General features: G+C 33.9%; 12 protein-coding genes and 3 pseudogenes. 4 read left to right on the forward strand and 11 right to left on the reverse strand.

Going from position 1 to position 15,921, the window contains the following annotated elements:
- Positions 1-116 precede the first annotated feature (116 nt).
- Together VKJ25_RS24625 and VKJ25_RS24630 are read left to right on the forward strand one after the other, a co-directional pair.
- A pseudogene (locus VKJ25_RS24625) lies at positions 117-200 on the forward strand (Uma2 family endonuclease); the annotation flags it as partial.
- A 487-nt stretch (positions 201-687) separates the two neighbouring features.
- Entirely contained in the window at positions 688-795 is a 108-nt protein-coding gene (locus VKJ25_RS24630) for a hypothetical protein (RefSeq protein WP_375340330.1), read from the forward strand.
- A 78-nt stretch (positions 796-873) separates the two neighbouring features.
- Here the strand turns inward: VKJ25_RS24630 and VKJ25_RS12975 are convergent.
- Positions 874-1,158, reverse strand: a pseudogene (locus VKJ25_RS12975) (Tab2/Atab2 family RNA-binding protein); the annotation flags it as partial.
- A 246-nt stretch (positions 1,159-1,404) separates the two neighbouring features.
- Positions 1,405-2,334 (reverse strand): Rpn family recombination-promoting nuclease/putative transposase, encoded by a 930-nt coding sequence (locus VKJ25_RS12985; protein ID WP_324237050.1) that lies wholly within the window; start codon positions 2,332-2,334, stop codon positions 1,405-1,407.
- A gap of 226 nt (positions 2,335-2,560) precedes the next feature.
- Here VKJ25_RS12985 and VKJ25_RS12990 point away from each other — a divergent pair, with 226 nt between their 5' ends.
- Positions 2,561-2,701 carry a hypothetical protein gene (locus tag VKJ25_RS12990; protein ID WP_324237051.1) on the forward strand — a complete coding sequence of 47 codons (141 nt, stop codon included), beginning with the start codon at positions 2,561-2,563 and terminating at the stop codon, positions 2,699-2,701.
- A gap of 186 nt (positions 2,702-2,887) precedes the next feature.
- Here VKJ25_RS12990 and VKJ25_RS12995 read toward each other — a convergent pair.
- Positions 2,888-3,808 (reverse strand): annotated as a pseudogene (locus VKJ25_RS12995) (Rpn family recombination-promoting nuclease/putative transposase).
- Between the two features lie 338 nt (positions 3,809-4,146).
- Here VKJ25_RS12995 and VKJ25_RS13000 point away from each other — a divergent pair.
- A complete protein-coding gene (locus tag VKJ25_RS13000) occupies positions 4,147-5,379 on the forward strand; it encodes a tetratricopeptide repeat protein (RefSeq protein ID WP_324237052.1) in 1,233 nt (410 codons plus the stop codon).
- Here the strand turns inward: VKJ25_RS13000 and VKJ25_RS13005 are convergent.
- The 8 genes from VKJ25_RS13005 to VKJ25_RS13040 form a co-directional block, all read right to left on the reverse strand.
- Complete coding sequence (locus VKJ25_RS13005) at positions 5,369-6,031, reverse strand: TylF/MycF/NovP-related O-methyltransferase (protein ID WP_324237053.1); 663 nt, start codon at positions 6,029-6,031, stop codon at positions 5,369-5,371. The genes VKJ25_RS13000 and VKJ25_RS13005 overlap by 11 nt on opposite strands.
- A gap of 107 nt (positions 6,032-6,138) precedes the next feature.
- Positions 6,139-8,385: an N-acetylneuraminate synthase family protein gene (locus tag VKJ25_RS13010; protein WP_324237054.1), complete on the reverse strand. Its 2,247-nt coding sequence runs from the start codon at positions 8,383-8,385 to the stop codon at positions 6,139-6,141.
- A complete protein-coding gene (locus VKJ25_RS13015) occupies positions 8,385-9,068 on the reverse strand; it encodes an acylneuraminate cytidylyltransferase family protein (protein ID WP_324237055.1) in 684 nt (227 codons plus the stop codon). The genes VKJ25_RS13010 and VKJ25_RS13015 overlap by 1 nt, the downstream gene beginning before the upstream one ends.
- A gap of 14 nt (positions 9,069-9,082) precedes the next feature.
- Positions 9,083-10,045: a hypothetical protein gene (locus tag VKJ25_RS13020; RefSeq protein WP_324237056.1), complete on the reverse strand. Its 963-nt coding sequence runs from the start codon at positions 10,043-10,045 to the stop codon at positions 9,083-9,085.
- A 182-nt stretch (positions 10,046-10,227) separates the two neighbouring features.
- Positions 10,228-11,235 (reverse strand): STELLO glycosyltransferase family protein, encoded by a 1,008-nt coding sequence (locus VKJ25_RS13025; RefSeq protein ID WP_324237057.1) that lies wholly within the window; start codon positions 11,233-11,235, stop codon positions 10,228-10,230.
- 153 nt (positions 11,236-11,388) lie between these two features.
- Positions 11,389-12,708, reverse strand: coding sequence for a glycosyltransferase (locus VKJ25_RS13030; RefSeq protein WP_324237058.1), 1,320 nt, complete (start codon positions 12,706-12,708; stop codon positions 11,389-11,391).
- Positions 12,709-12,784: 76 nt separating this feature from the next.
- On the reverse strand, positions 12,785-14,029 hold the full coding sequence (locus tag VKJ25_RS13035) for a hypothetical protein (protein ID WP_324237059.1): 1,245 nt from the start codon (positions 14,027-14,029) through the stop codon (positions 12,785-12,787).
- A gap of 120 nt (positions 14,030-14,149) precedes the next feature.
- Positions 14,150-15,921: glycosyltransferase (locus VKJ25_RS13040; protein ID WP_324237060.1), on the reverse strand; the 1,772-nt coding region annotated here is incomplete at its 5' end.

Below are 15,921 nucleotides of genomic sequence, written 5' to 3' on the forward strand. Positions count from 1 at the left end.
CCATAGTCTATGATTTTATGGTATTCTTTTACTGTCCATAAGTGAATTTTAGTTGTTGTCATTGTAAATTCCTGTTTTCTATTGACTGAATATATTATTCTTACTATTCTATGGAAGAATATGAAAAGTTCGGGATAAATAAGTATTGGATAGTTGATTATTTAGGGTTAGGAGGAAAACGTTATATTGGAGACCCCAAGTCTATAAGAAACCCGGTTTTTTCAAAAAACCGGGTTTCTGGCCTCACTCATTAGTTGGAAGTGAATATACACTGAATTTATAGCGCTGCACGCAGGAAACAGGGAACAGGGAACAGGGAGAATTAATGCCCGATAATATAAGGCTTTCGTCTGTTGGATAGCTCCTGGAATTTATAAAGATGCCAGCGCACATTGTTATATTTGGAGGTAAAAATGTGGTAAGTTCGTCTACTTTTCCCGAACTAAATTTGAGGGCAGAACAAATATTTGAAGTTGGGCAGTAGCTGAGAATATAAATTATGATAATAAGTAACAAATTATAGAAAATATAGAGCAATTTAATCTGAAGTTTAGGGGTGAATAAATAATGGAATAATTAACTATTAAATATCCAAAAGGTTGAGAATTAACTGTTAATTTAATTAAGGCAGAAATGGAACAACATTTACGGTTAATGGCTCCTTTAAAAATGTACTAACTAGGTAAAATTTCTGCTGGAAAAGCAGGTGCATTAGCAGGTTTATCTCGCCCTCAGTTTTTTGAAGCCTGTGGGATGTATGGGGTAAGTATTTTTAATTACAGTTCTGATAACTGATAACTGAAATGGATCGCCCCACAAATTTTCGGCTCATGGTACTGGTGGAGGAGAATCTAACAATAAGGAGTTGTAAAATTATTCATTATATGATTTCATCCACTGATATTTTTCTGCTCTTTCCACTAACCATTGTTTTAAAGCAGTTGTCCGTCTAGTAGGTTCGACTTTCAACCCTAAGATTTGAGCGGCAGTTTCGATTAACCCCAAACATTGAGGTCGAAATACTTGAATGATATTTGGTAAACTTTGGTCTGGAGCTACTTTTTGTAGTTGTGCCACTAGCCACTTAGCCTTAACTTCTGACTGGGGAAAAATAGCCATAAATTCTAAGTTACGAGTGGGAGTACAGATTAATAATTCCCATAATTTTTGGTCTTATTTATCCTGGAGGGGGCGACGGTAATAATTTATTTGCCAAATAGTTCTGGTGTCTATTTATTTTTAAGGAAGAGGGAAAAAGCAAAATTAATTATAAAGTATAGTCAAGTAGTGAACTGTTTCAGCTAGAATAGTTAGTCATATTTTTAGGCAAAAGAAAATAGACAACCCAACCTACAGCTAGAAATTTAAACAACTCTTTCATTATCAATTATCCATTATCAATTATCAATTATTATCTAGCCAGTTTACCAAGTCTGCTATTGTTGCTAAATCAAAAATTTCATCACCTAAAATATCTAACTTTTCCCAAGATAATTGCTCTATTTGAGTTTGAACTTCTGGAGGTATTTCCCCAAACTTACGAATAATTTGACGTTTAACTAATATACCAATACCTTCTTCCCGGCCAATACCAATACCTTCTTCCCGTCCAATTTCAATTCCTTCTTTTATTGCTAAACTAATTTGTCCTTTATTATCTCTAATTAACTTTTCTTCTTGCTCTAATTCTTCTAATTCTTTATTGCTTAAATTTGCCCGATTCGCTATATTTAATGCTGCTTCTATTTCTGATACTGATTCTAACGATTCTGGTATTACTTCTAAATTTGGAGCCGAACTCAGAAAATATATCCATTTATCAGTTAGGGTTTCTAAGGCTGATAATTCTTTCTTGAATTTAGGTAATTCGACAAACATTAAGGTTAATTCATCTTCGTAATAAATCGATTCTTTCTCTTCTTTAAATCTGAATTTAGTAATCATTTTATCTATTTCCTCAAATAAAACAAAATCCGTAATTGTTAAAGCAATAAAAGGTGTCAATTCTATATAACTTTCACCTACATCTAATTGATTCCCATAAGCTTTAGCTAGGTTATAAATTACTCGTTTTTGAAACCCTTCTACATTTAATATTTGCATTTCAATCATCACTGTTGAACCATTATCTAAAACTGCTTTGACATCAAAATAAGTCTCTTTTTTAGTATTAGTAGCTCCAGGGTTATAGGGGTTAATAATTTTCAGAGATTGAATAATATTTTGATTGTTATAAACTATGGCATTAAGAAAGCTAATCAGGATATTTTGACTGTGAACAGAACCAAATATTTTTTTAAAAGCAAAGTCGGTTTTGGGGCTAATAAATGTCATCGTTATATGTTTTCTATAACTTATATGATTTATGGTATACTATCAATTATATAGCAATGAGCGCTGGCGTATTTACATATTACTATTGTCTTTAAATGTGGTATAAATTTCTGCTACTATTACCAATATTTTTATTCACATTACATTAGTAGTGATTTGTACCATGTAAACATACCAGCGCACCTTGCTATAATTTAATTTTAGTCTAGAAATTATTAAAACAAAAATGTTAAAGACGTTATTAAATTTTATACCTTTGACAGAAGAAGAAATGATTGAGAAAAGTAAATTAGCCCTTGAAGATTATCGTCGTGGATGGGTTTCAATAGACCATAGTCCAGTGCGGGAATGGGTAGATTATCAATAGAAAAAATTAAACTTCAGTTAAATTAGGACTGGTTAGATTCTTTGGTAACTGAAAACTATATCCTTAATGCTGCGATTAAACTAACTCAAGATTACTGAGACTTTAACATAGAGATTTCTCTAGAAAATTAGAGATTTCAACAACTCTTTAATTATCAATTATCCATTATCAATTATCCATTATCAATTATCCATTATTATTTAGCCAGTTTTCCAACTCTGCTATTGTTGCTAAATCAAAAATTTCATCACCTAAAATATCTAATTTTGCCAAAGATAATTTCTCTATCTGAGTCTCAAATTCTGGAGATATTTGTCCAAATTTTCGGCGAATTTGACGTAAGATTTGTTTCACTACTCCAATTCCAATACCTTCTTCCCGTCCAATTTCAATTCCTTCTTTTATTGCTAAACTAATTTGTCCTTTATTATCTCTAATTAACTTTTCCTCTTGCTCTAATTCTTCTAATTCTTCGTTACTTAAATTTGCCCGATTCGCTATATTTAATGCTGCTTCTATTTCTGATACTGATTCTAATGACTCTGGTATTACTTCTAAATTGGGAGCCAATTTCAGAAAATATATCCATTTATCAGTTAGGGTTTCTAAGGCTGATAATTCTTTCTTAAATTTGGGTAACTCCACAAACATTAAAATTAATTCATCTTCGTAATAAATCGATTCTTTCTCTTCTTTAAATCTGAATTTAGTAATCATTTTATCTATCTCTTCAAATAAAACAAAGTCAGTAATTGTTAAAGCAATAAAAGGTGTCAAGTCTATATAACTTTCACCTACATCTAATTGATTTCCATAAGCTTTAGCTAAATTATAAATTACTCGCTTTTGAAAGCCTTATACATTTAATATTTGCATTTAAATAATCACTGTTGAACCATTGTCTAAAAGTGCTTTAACATCAAAATAAGTATCTTTTTTAGTATTAGTAACTCCAGGGTTATAGGGGTTAATAATTTTCAGAGATTGAATCACATTTTGATTGTTATAAACTATGGCATTGAGAAAGCTAATCAAGATATTTTTACTGTGAACAGAACCAAAGATTTTTTTAAAAGCAAAGTCGGTTTTAGGGCTAATAAATTTCATGGTTATATATTTTGTCTAACTTTTATGATTTATGGTAGACTATTTAATGCTAATGACGAGAAAATAGACCTCGCTAATAGCAATAATTGATTACTCAGTTAGTAGTTTGAATTACAGAAATTTTAATATGAATAACCATCTCTTCTAGAATTCGCCCCTTCTTCTAACTACTCTCTACCTCAGCCAAGCGATCGCCTGGGTAATAGTAAAAATGGCTTAGACACTGATTCAGAGAAGCTATGGCCTAGATAGTTGGGGTTGACATGAAATGGGAATTTTTGGGGTAAAATTTAGACTCTTGAGTAGATTAATATTTGAATTTTTATGGGTGTGAGGGTATGAGTGCTAGCGATTTGTTGAAACAGGCCAATAAGTTGAAAAGAGAAGGGAGGTTGGATGAGGCGATCGCTCTCTATAATCAGGCTATTGAATTAAATCCTCATTTTTCTTGGATTTATTATTATTTAGGTGAATGTTTAGAAAAAACTGGTTATTTAGAAGCAGCTGCCCAAAATTATCTTCAGGCAACTGAGCTTAATAAAAATTCTGCTTTTATGCAGTACAAGTATGGAAAAGTTATCAAATTTTTCGGCAACGAAGAAAATGGTGCTAATCTTTTCTTATCAATGCTTAAAAATTTTAACAGGTTGCCTTTATCGCTTTACCAGGATTTGTTTGCATACCTAAAAAAAAATAAAAAATACAATCAACTAATGTCAGTAATTTCTGCTATATCTATCAAGGATGATGAATGCAGTAGGTTTTTCAAAGCAGGAGACTCTTTTTGTCAAAGTAAAAAGAAGGCTATAATTATAGCTGCCGACTATAAATTTGTTAAAGGGATAAGAGCTCTTCTATATTCTTTGAAAACTAATTCTCCTTCTCTACTAAATCATGACGTTTTGCTGCTTACCGATGAACCATATGCTTTTGAAAATAATAGCTTTATTAAACAAAATACCTCTCAAATAATTGAAATTAATACTGATAATTATAGTAATATCGACACTAAAAAATTTGGATGGCATCCAAGATTTGTAAAATCTTTTTACTCATTTGAAGCTTTTAAAGATTGGGGATATGATGTAAATATATTTCTTGATGCAGATACTTTATGCTTGTCAAACATAGACTTTCTCTTTCAGAATAAAGGTTACAAAATAATGGCAGCACTGGACATAGGAATTAATGTTTTTCCTAGAATATATAAATGCAGTCATTACATTATTAATACAGGGGTTATGTGCATAGATAAATGCTTGTTTCAATATTATGAAAGACTCTTAGAGATTGCCAGTAAAGGTATTTCCTATGATGGAGGCGATCAAGGAGTCATTAATCACTTACTCTATGAACAAAACATTAAAGTTAGCTACTTACATCCCAAATTTAACACTCTAAAAAGAATCTATCATCATTTCCCTTCTATTTGGGCTGAGATAGAACCAAAAATAATTCACTATGTTGGCGATAAGCCTTGGAATGGTAGCGAAGGCGGATATGAAAAGTTAGAAGAAATTTGGAGAACTTACTACAATTTATCTTTAAACAAACCTGCAACTACTTCTTAACCACATAACAAGGAGTCATACAGAAAGGAAACTTCTGAATAGTTACCCCCATTTTTTCAAAATAATCATCAACTGCTTTTGTTTCTCCAGGAAATACAGCATAATCATCAATAATTAAAATTCCTCCAGGCACAATTATAGGAAATAAATGTTCTAAAATTGTCACCGCAGGTTCATAAATATCCGTATCCAAATTCAACAAAGAAATTTTTAATTCAGGATGCTTTTCCACATAATCAGGAACAGTTTCTAAAATATTTCCAGCTACCAACTCTACATTTTTTTCAACTCCTTTATTCCGCAAAACCTCCATTAATTGTTCCGTCGAAATGCTTTGCTCTCCTGCTGCTGCCACAAACTTTTTCCGGGGTTCAATATCCGAAGCAAAATTAGTCTCTGGGAAAGCGCCAAAGATATCAAAACCAATAATTTTCTTAGAATAAGCACTTCCCAATAAATCCCGAAACATAGCAAACCGCGCCAGAGAAGTTCCCTTAAATACCCCACATTCAACAATTGCCCCTGGTAAATTTTCTACTTGTTTATAAAGTTCGTAGTGGGCAATTAATTTACCCATTCTAGTAGGTTGGCAAGAAAGATAAAAATCATTCTCGTATTCAAAAGCACAGTTAAATTCTGGTAGTTCAATCATAATTTTATTTGTCAATATTTGGGAATATAGTTATTAGACGTGATTAGACGTAATTTTTTTAATTGATTTTTTAGATTTTAAATAAACTCAATTTATAATACCATCTATTAAATTAAACTTTCCAACTTTTCTAAAGCTATCCAAAAACCCTCCCCATCATTTTTATGACCTTGCCAAACTTCAGGAATAAAAGAAGCACGAGGAGCATCACTGTTCAAACTTTGAAACAGAGAATAAAAATCCATTTCCCCATCCCCAATTTGTAAACCTTCCCCATCAGTACCCTCTGCATCAGCAATATGCAAATGAGCTACATAAGCACCTACCTCTTCCACAAACTTTCTAAAAGACCAACCTCCAAGATTACAAGCTAACTGAGAATGAGAAACATCTAAGCAAACACGATATTCGTACTTATGACAAAATTCAGCTATTTCTTGAGGTTCGACGAAAATATTATGGTATCGCTGTCCGCCAAAATGCCAGGGAAAAGGAGGCATAGTTTGGGGAATAATCTCCACCCCCGATAGCTCCAACTCTGATAAACTTGTTAGCAACTGTTGGTAAAGTTGTGGCTTTTGAGAACTAGGCAAGATATTGTCTGTTGTAAACCCACCAACATTAGTCACAATTAAGGGGCGAGCAGCTTTCTGAAAATATGAAGCTAGCTCTTTAGCTAAATTAACAACCCGTTGTAACTCTTGAACAGAATGTTGACGATAATCTTCATCCTCAGCACATAGATCGAGAATATGGTCTCCAGCAAACAATTCTGGACTATGCACCACCAAATCTAAATCGTAGGATCGATCAAAATATTGGGTAATATCTTCTTCTAAGTCTTTATAACTGAGATGAAATTCCAGCAAATTAGGATTAGACTTTGCCAATATCGCCTTAAAGTCGTGATAGCGGACGGGTACACCCCAAGGACGATTAAATTTGTAATGACGCGCCCTTACTTGTTTCACTTCTAAGTCGCTAGCAAAAAAGAAATCTCCAGCTTGAAAATTCCGTTGAGCTTTTTTACCAATCAACTCTCCCTTCCGGTTTGGTTGTAAACCCTGCCCTGGACTTTTCACCTCTATCATTTCCGCTGTAATTTCTTGCCCCAGCGCCAAATTACAATTAATAACCAAACTCTTAGCCAAATTTTCTCGGTTCATTAACTCCCCTTGACTGGGGCGACGTTCTCCTGCCGTACCTAAAGCTTCCTCCACTTGGCGAATACCCTCCACCATTGCCTTAAACTCTGCTGGCAATAAACTTACTTTATGGTCATTGCCTTCCATCGTTTTGTCAAGGGTAAAATGTTTTTCAATAACCTTAGCTCCCTTAGCTACAGCAGCGATCGCCACATTAAAACCCCGTTCATGGCCAGAATATCCCACAGGACAATCACCAATTTTCGCCAACTTATCCAAATAATTCAGATTAATATCCTTAAAAGGTGCAGGATAAGTAGAATTACAATGGAGTAAAACATACATTCCCCCCAACTTTTGCAATAATGCTACTGACTCCTTAATTTCTGCCTCAGCAGACATCCCAGTAGAACAAATTAAAGGTTTCCCCGTATTTACCAAAGCTTGAAGTAAGTCGTGATTCGTCAAATCAGCGGAGGCCACCTTATAAGCAGGCATTCCGTAATTATCTAGCATTTTTACAGTCTTCACATCCCAAGGAGTACATAGAGGCAAAATTCCTTGAGCGCGACAGTAGTCAAAAGCTGCAAACATCTCCTCTGGAGTTAGCTGAAACCGGGAAAGTAAATCCAGAGTATATTGCGCCCCCAAATCTTCCTTCGCATCATTGGCATCACCAGCATTACGATATAAAGATGCCATATCCCGCATTTGAAACTTAGCACAATTTGCCCCAGAGGCGATCGCTTCATCTATCAATCGTTTGGCCATATCCAAACTACCATTATGATTAATCCCAATTTCCGCAATAATGAAAGTAGGGGAATTTTCATCAATCGTGAAATTATCAATTTTAATCCCATCTGGTTCCTGTTTAGCGATCGCTACTAAATGGCCTTTATCATCTAATAGGGGAATAAATGTTATTCCCTGAGAAAAGTACGATTGAATTTTAGTCGGTTCGTCTCCCATCAAAGCACACTTAAAATTTTTGTTGGAAGCTACAGAAACAGGTTGATTTAAGTCCGTACTGTCTTGTTGTATTAACCAGCGTCTAAAATCACCATCTGTTAAGACTCCCTCTAAAACCCCTGTTTCAGTGACAGAAAATATGATTCTATGTTTATTATCACTAATTTTTTTCAGAGCATTAATCAAGCTATCTTCAGAAAAAACAATATATTGAGATAGATTTCTATCAATTTGCATTATTCGCTTTGCTCCTTGTTTAATATCAACTCAGCAATTTCAAAATCTAGTAAAGAATCAATATCAACACAGTTTTCATTCATTACAAATAGGTCTATTTTACCTCCTAGCCAGTTTTGTTCCTGTTTTACTACCCAGGGTTTGCAAACATAAATCGACCCATTTTCAACAAACTGTGTTTTCATGTCCTGACGACGGGGACGGTAACGATAGTCATAATTTATGGAGCTAGCGTACCCTTCAGATTTTTCCCATAAAAACTTGTGGGATGGGGATACAGACAATAGAGAATCAGCATCAGTATTTTGGAATTGTTTTATCGCCATATCAATGTCTTTTCCTGTTCTAATAGGAGCAGTGCATTGAAGAAAAACAATTAAATCTGGATACATCCCACCTCTTTCAATTTCTGTCAGTGCGTGGGCTAGTGCTGGAGCTGATGCAGCCGCATCTGTCGCTAGTTCTAGTGGACGTTGAATCATTTCAGCCCCATATTCCTTAGAAACATCAGCAATTTCTGCATCTTCCGTTGAGACATAGATATGGTCTACTAATTCTGCTTCTCTAGCATCCAAGATAGTGTGAACAATTAATGGTTTACCAGCAAGCAAGCGCAAATTCTTCCGAGGTATCCCTTTAGAACCCCCTCTAGCTAAGATAACTGCTATTACTTTTTGATTCATGTTGTTTCCTCGATCTAACCTAGACAGATGACTTCATCAAAATCAGGTTGAATTACCTTTATTTTTGGATGCAGTAGATTTTTTATTGCAGTAGAGACATTAGATTTACTAGAAATGAACAAATCAGATTTTGAACCAATAAAAACATCTCTTACAACATCTACTGCCATTCTGAACTTATCTTCCTTACTCCATTGTCCGCTCAAAAAAGCAGGAGCTTGTTCTATATTTTCTCGACCTAATAAATTTTTTCCTACTGCTCCTTGCCTATTAGTAGATGGAATAATTAGATTATCTATTTTTGTGCTTTCTGCAAAACTTTCCACAACTATCCGATCCTCGGTAAGAAGAACAACACTATTCTCACTTAGTTGTAAATCTTCTAGAAGCTCGGCATACTTTTGGGCAATAATTGCTGAGTTTTTGCCTGAACGAACTTTTTCTGAGCCTCGAATATGAATACAATAATAGGAACTAGCCTTTTCTGTAATAGATGCTGCTTCTGATATGATGTAATCCTTTAACTTATGAACATCATTCACTAAATCACGAAAGTTCCACTTTGGTCGTTTATTAACTGTGCAAAAATCATCAGTAATTTGATTTATACCAAATAGATAGCGGTTGAATATGCACCACCCTTTTTCTTCAATTATTTTTAACAACATTTCAAGATAATCCTTTTCATTCAAATCAGAAGAAATAGGTTTCCCATCTTTTGCTTTATATATATCGCTCAATTCCAACCCAGTATGTTTGGTAATTTCAGATGCAGTTAATAAATTTTGAAGCAAAGCTATTTTGTTAACATCAAATATCTCACTGAAAACTTCATTTCCATTGAAGTACAGACTATTTGCTCCCCAGAATACAGATGCTTGTAAATCATAAGTTCTCGCAATGTGAAGACCTTGCAACACATGAAAGAAATCAGCGTAAAATCCTGCTCCCCAAGGGGTTATAATAATTTGTTTCATTTATACCTCCTAAGTAATATAGAGAAACTATTGCAACTTTTGAAAAAACCAGAAAAACTCAAGAGTAAATATAAACCAGTATGCAACTTTTTTCAAGTTGAAGAGTTTAGAATGTGGCAAGGAAATAGGATTCTATTCTTGGAGGACGAGGTGTTCAGGGGGGACAGAGTTCTGATGAGCATTTAGATAGCTAATTGAGAAATATCTTCCAGCCAAAAATCCAAAAGCTTTAATTCTTCCATTCCCACTACGCCAATATTTATTAATTTTTTGTAGCAAACTATGAGATTATGAGGAATATTTTCAACACCTGATTTTAAGGATAATTCCATTAACTCACTACAGATTTTTTCATTGCTTAGATATCCGACAACTTCATCCTCAAAATCTTTCATTAAATCATGTTTATTACGCTCTTGATAAACAGTTGATTTGTGAAAAAGGATAGACCAATTATTTTCCCAAGCAATCCTTTGAGCAACAAAACTCCGCCAAATATCTGTCATTCTAAAAGAACAATAATATGGTAGATAAAGTAGAGGATAAGCAGATGGAAACCAAGTCGTATTTTGACTATTGAACGGACACCAACTGCCTTGAGAAAAAACAATTTCTCGGTCTTGCCTAAAACTGATCGGTAAAGGCAAAACTAAACGATAAATAGCATCGACATCTGGATTCAAATCTGCTAACCCTTGCTGAATAGGACAATAACATTCTTCTTGTGGTAATTCCTCATATGGAACAATAGGCTCATGAATTTTATTCAACAAAAAACCTCGTGGCCAGATATTAACATCAGTAAAATATTTGTAAGCATTCACCCATCCTTTGTTGATTAAGCAAGGAGCAACAAACTTATCTTTTCTTTCTTCCCAGAACGTGGCGATCGGGATATTATCATCATCAGTTTCTACAATAATAGATGCTCCATTTTGCATGGATAATAAATAACCAATATTCTTTCGAGCATAATGCTTTACTGGGCAAGCTTGAGCATATTTAAACTCTAATTTTAGCTGCTTTTCTAGAGAATAAAAATCGCAGTTTTCAAGCTGAAAATTTTCTGGACTTTTACTATCACCAATTACTATAAAATTAAAATCATGATCTAGTGATTTACTAGCAGTTTCTATCAATGCTTTTGTTGGTTGATTGATTGATGTAACTACAATTGATTTGTTTTTCATCTTAATTGATTATTTTTCACTTACTTCAGTACAGTTTTAATATATTTAAGATGGCTCATTAGGAGTTTCAATAAATTCCTTAGAAAGTTCAGGAGTAAAAATTTCCCAAGAGGAAACCATTATTATCCCCCATAAAATTGCACACTGTGTATATCATTTTTCGACTATTTCAGTTATTTTTGAGAGAGATGAATCTAATCCATCAACAAAGTTATCACAATAGTCATAAAATTTGGCATTATTTTTAATTAACTCTAAATTGTCTTTTAGATAAAAAGTAGCTTTAACAGCATCATTAATGTCATTAGAATCAAAAGTTACTCCAAGCTCGTAGTTCTTGACAGCTTCACCTATGAAAAATCTATCGCTAGCTATTACTGGAATTTGAAGCTTTGCGGCCTTGCTCAAAAGATTAGAGCTTTGTGGAAATTCAAAGTAACCTAAAAATATCGCATCAAAACCTTTTATTAAGGCATTAAAACCCCCTTCACTTTTGCTAATTATTTCAGGGAAAAAGAAAACATTATCAGGAAGATTATCAGCAAAATCTTGAATAATAGCTAATTCATTTTCACTAAATGTTTGAGTGTTTAGTTTTCCTGCTAAAACAAAATAAAAAAGCTTTTCAGGAAGTAATTTTATATACTCAATAAATGTCATTACTCCCTTCCAACGTCCCAGGGAACCTGCTAGGCCAATAACAAATCTATTATTTTTGTGTCTAAAAATGTTTTCAACAAGAGTTGTTGTAGAGCGATCCGTAGCAACTTCAGTAAAATCAGGTATATGATAAATACCTTTATTGAAAAACTTACTTTTTAAATTTCCCAATACCTGTGGATCAACAATATACAGAAATTTACATTTATCTGACGATAGACACTTTTCACGCTGAATTAGCCACTTCTCTTTATCAGGAATACGGTGGTAACTAGCACCCATGTAAATCCCTCCCCAAATTATGCTCTCTAAATGACAGTCATCAGCTTCCAGCGATGGGTGGATGAAATAATCAATGCTGGGAAAGAATGCCAGGTCAACTTTGTCAAAAAGGTCTAAATTACCAATTAAAAGTCTAAGTGCCTCCCAGCACCTTTTCTTATTTTTTGGCTCAATTTGCGTATAAAAATAGTTGTTTAACTGAACATCTGCCTCTTTTGCAATAGGGAGAAGAAAGTTTTCTATCTCTACAGGAAAAGGTGTTAGTGTTACCAGATTAAAACCCATTGATAGGAAATGTCTGCCTATAGTTTTGACATAATTTGGTGAATGTCCTACATGATTAGGCTCTATTAAAAGCAATGTATAATTTAAGGCATTACAAACATCACGATTCGATTTTATTTGTTGCGATAAGTGATTAATTAGTATTTTGTTTTCATCAATTAAAACAGAATTATCTATAACTTTTTTTGAAATTTCATTAATTAACGACTTTAAATCTGAAAGCTCTTCATTCACATTTTTCGACATAATAAATAATTGTTTTTCACTAATGTTTAACTATAGATATTAAAGATATTAAAACTTTTTTGTGCAGAAGATAAAATCATATTCTTAGGCAAGATTCAAGGGCATTTGGTAAATCTTGATAACCTACATCATAGAATATTTCTCGACTAGATGCAAAATTATCATTTAAAATATGATTTCGTAGTTTTTGTACAGATAATTGACCTCTTCCAAGATCGAGAATATGTTTATCACTCAATAAGCTCCCTCCCCACACACTTGATATTAAATTGTCCCTAATTTCAATACCTTTCTTTCTTAAATATGGAGCATACAACAAACCTGTACTGCTTAGAGACACTATAACATCCGAAACTGACAAATCATCTACAAGATGATTTTTCCCAGTAATAACAACTTTTGGTGAATTAATTACAGTAGATAATTTCTTTTGAAAAAACTCGTCATCCTTTTGGACAAATCTTCTTCGCAAAATAACTTTTCCTACTTCTGATATTAAAACTAAACCTTGAAGCAATTCAATAAGTCTTGTCAGCAATGAAACACAGCGATGTGGCATTTTCCACCCAGAATCTTGTGAAAGGACTAACACAGTCAGGGGGTATCTAGAACTAGGTTTTTTTGGCAAAGTCAATGGAATCTTCCGTGCAACTGGTTCAAGCCAAGGTAAGGTTTTAATTCTCGTATTTGAACTTGAAATTTTTTTCAAATAACTTAAGGATGCTTTGGATAGTGAAACAACACAATCAGTATCAAAAATTCCTTGACTAATTTGAGGATGACCATGAGGAATAAGAATAGTTTTAATACCAAGAGATTTTGCTGCTATTTTCAGGGCAGTGTCAAATTGATGTCTATTATTTAACAATATAACGTATTTAGGCTGTATTTTTTCTAGTATTAATTTGTAGTTTTCAGTGAATGATTTGATCTCTAAAGTATTGTCAAAAATATTAAAATAACAATTGCGATACCCAATCTCAAGAGTTCTTTTGTCAATCAATGATTGATAGTAATTCGCTTCATATTGTTGAGAATTAGTCAACCTTCCTTTTCCCACAAAAAACGATTTTGCAAAATTTGATAAATCAACGTTTTTCATATGTTTAGGATTTTGGTTAAACAACATAACAGTTGTAAGTCCAATTTTTTTTAATTCTTGAGCTAGCACATTTTGTATTCCCAAATAGTTCTCTTGGGGAGTTATATAATTCATAACAACATTGGCAGAACAATATTGTTGTTTGTTGATATCAAATATACTTTGATTGGGAGTGTACTGTTTTTCTCTATCTTTAAAAATGTTAAAATGATAAGACATATAAACCGCCGTCCTGGCCGCATCGCAAATATTCAGGTTGGTGTATTGATTTATAAGCTGGCAGCTAGTCAATTCAAATAGTTTATCCATAACAAAATTGATTATCTTCCTCACTAATAATTATTTTTGGGAAAATGCTTCATTTGGGTCTAAATTTTTTTCAGCGTAATTTTCTAGCCAATTTACAAAAGCTGAACTTAAAAACTCATAATTTAAAACAGATTTAAACATATTAATGTTATGCTTAGACTGAGAGTGAAAAATTTCTTCACTTTTACAGCAATTAAAAATTGCTTCTGCTAAACTATCTGAAGAAAACTCACTTGCACCTCTGCCAAAGCTAAATCTATCATTCCACAAATTCAAAGTATAGTTAGGTAAAAAAACTACTGGCAGACCTGAGGCAATGTATTCATATAGTTTCGTAGGACTACAATATTTTATACTCAGTGGAAGCTGGCCTAAATCTTCCCTCCAAGTTACAAGACCTACATCGCAAAAACTGCGCAGTTCAGCTAGTTTTTCGTGTGTAACAAAACCGTGATAATGTAGCTTGCCTGAATTATGCAAATTCATTAATAATTTTTCGTACTTGTCACTTGCCGGACCTGCAATATGCAAGAAAATTTTGTTTGAATAATTTTCTGCAAGTTCCAGAAGAATATCTATTCCAGCTATTGGATTCAACTGTCCTTGGTACAAAACATTATATCTATCAGTTGTATTCAGTTTGCGTGGTAACTCATTGAATTCACTAACAAGAGGTGCATTGTACACAATAAAAAAATCTTTGGCTTTATGATGTATCCCTTTAGCAATTTCTAATCGATCCTCGTTGGCACTAATGACAGCATCAGCACAAGTAGGCTTTTCTTTTTCTAGCTCTTCTCTATGTTTAATACCAAATTCATCTTCAATTTCATTAAAATACAAGACTTGTATTGGACAATCACCTACTTTTCTGAGAGCAAAATCAGTCCACCCTGATATTAAAATTTGTCCTTTAAATTCTGATAATGAATCGTAAAAACCTTTGTAATATAAAGCACGCTCTTCCTGTGTCATAGTTTTAGAATGTTTAACCCGTATTCGATTGACTCCTGGAAAGGGTACATATTTTCGCTTTCCCCCTGGTGGTTCTTCGTGATCTATAAGCAATACTTCATGTCCGCGTCTTTTCAGAAGAGTGTAAAGTCGCAAATATTCAGGACTCCCGTAACCCATTGATATATGTGTCATTATTATTATTCGCAGAGAGTGCTGTGCTTTAGTCAAAATCAATGAAGAGGTATTTGTTTCCTTTGTTTCATCAGACTGAGCTTTACTTGATTCAACTTCCCCAAAGCGATCGCCCTGCACAGACAACTTTTCCCTAACCTTCTCATAAACTTCCCTCACCGACTGAACCTCAACCACCATTTTCCCAGACACACCATCAGACTTAATCAAATTCGCACCCCACTCCTGCTCCCGATAAACTCCCTCAAACCTACCTTTTCTCACCTCCAAAGGTAGAATCCTTTCAATCTCTGCCCGATAATCCCCAATACGGTCTACAGACAACTGCCCAACACGCTTCCGAAAAGCACCCAAAGGACTTTCATACTGATAATAAACCCCATGATCCGCCATCTCACGCCAAAAATTCCAATCACCAGCCAACTCAAATCCTTTTAACCCATGCTTCGACTTTAACCACAACGCCTTACTAAAAAACGTTCCCTCCTGCTGCAACATTTCCCAATGCTTACCATCACACAAACCCTCCCGAATCACCGCCGTGGGAGTAGGAGTACCTCGCTGTAAAACCTTCTGCCGTACATCCGTTTCAAATACATACTGAGGTCCCCCTATCCACTCAACCTCTGGATGCTCCCCAACAATACGACAAA

Origin of the sequence: Okeania sp., from assembly GCF_035285525.1 — a bacterium.
In the GTDB taxonomy this organism is placed as follows: Bacteria; Cyanobacteriota; Cyanobacteriia; order Cyanobacteriales; family Microcoleaceae; genus Trichodesmium.

Bases quoted from the DNA above. Each gene is read 5' to 3' on its own strand.
- VKJ25_RS12985 (WP_324237050.1), bottom strand. From the start codon at position 2,334: ATGACATTTATTAGCCCCAAAACCGACTTTGCTTTTAAAAAAATATTT.
- VKJ25_RS12990 (WP_324237051.1), top strand. From the start codon at position 2,561: ATGTTAAAGACGTTATTAAATTTTATACCTTTGACAGAAGAAGAAATG.
- VKJ25_RS13000 (WP_324237052.1), top strand. From the start codon at position 4,147: ATGAGTGCTAGCGATTTGTTGAAACAGGCCAATAAGTTGAAAAGAGAA.
- VKJ25_RS13005 (WP_324237053.1), bottom strand. From the start codon at position 6,031: ATGATTGAACTACCAGAATTTAACTGTGCTTTTGAATACGAGAATGAT.
- VKJ25_RS13010 (WP_324237054.1), bottom strand. From the start codon at position 8,385: ATGCAAATTGATAGAAATCTATCTCAATATATTGTTTTTTCTGAAGAT.
- VKJ25_RS13015 (WP_324237055.1), bottom strand. From the start codon at position 9,068: ATGAATCAAAAAGTAATAGCAGTTATCTTAGCTAGAGGGGGTTCTAAA.
- VKJ25_RS13020 (WP_324237056.1), bottom strand. From the start codon at position 10,045: ATGAAACAAATTATTATAACCCCTTGGGGAGCAGGATTTTACGCTGAT.
- VKJ25_RS13025 (WP_324237057.1), bottom strand. From the start codon at position 11,235: ATGAAAAACAAATCAATTGTAGTTACATCAATCAATCAACCAACAAAA.
- VKJ25_RS13030 (WP_324237058.1), bottom strand. From the start codon at position 12,708: ATGTCGAAAAATGTGAATGAAGAGCTTTCAGATTTAAAGTCGTTAATT.
- VKJ25_RS13035 (WP_324237059.1), bottom strand. From the start codon at position 14,029: ATGTCTTATCATTTTAACATTTTTAAAGATAGAGAAAAACAGTACACT.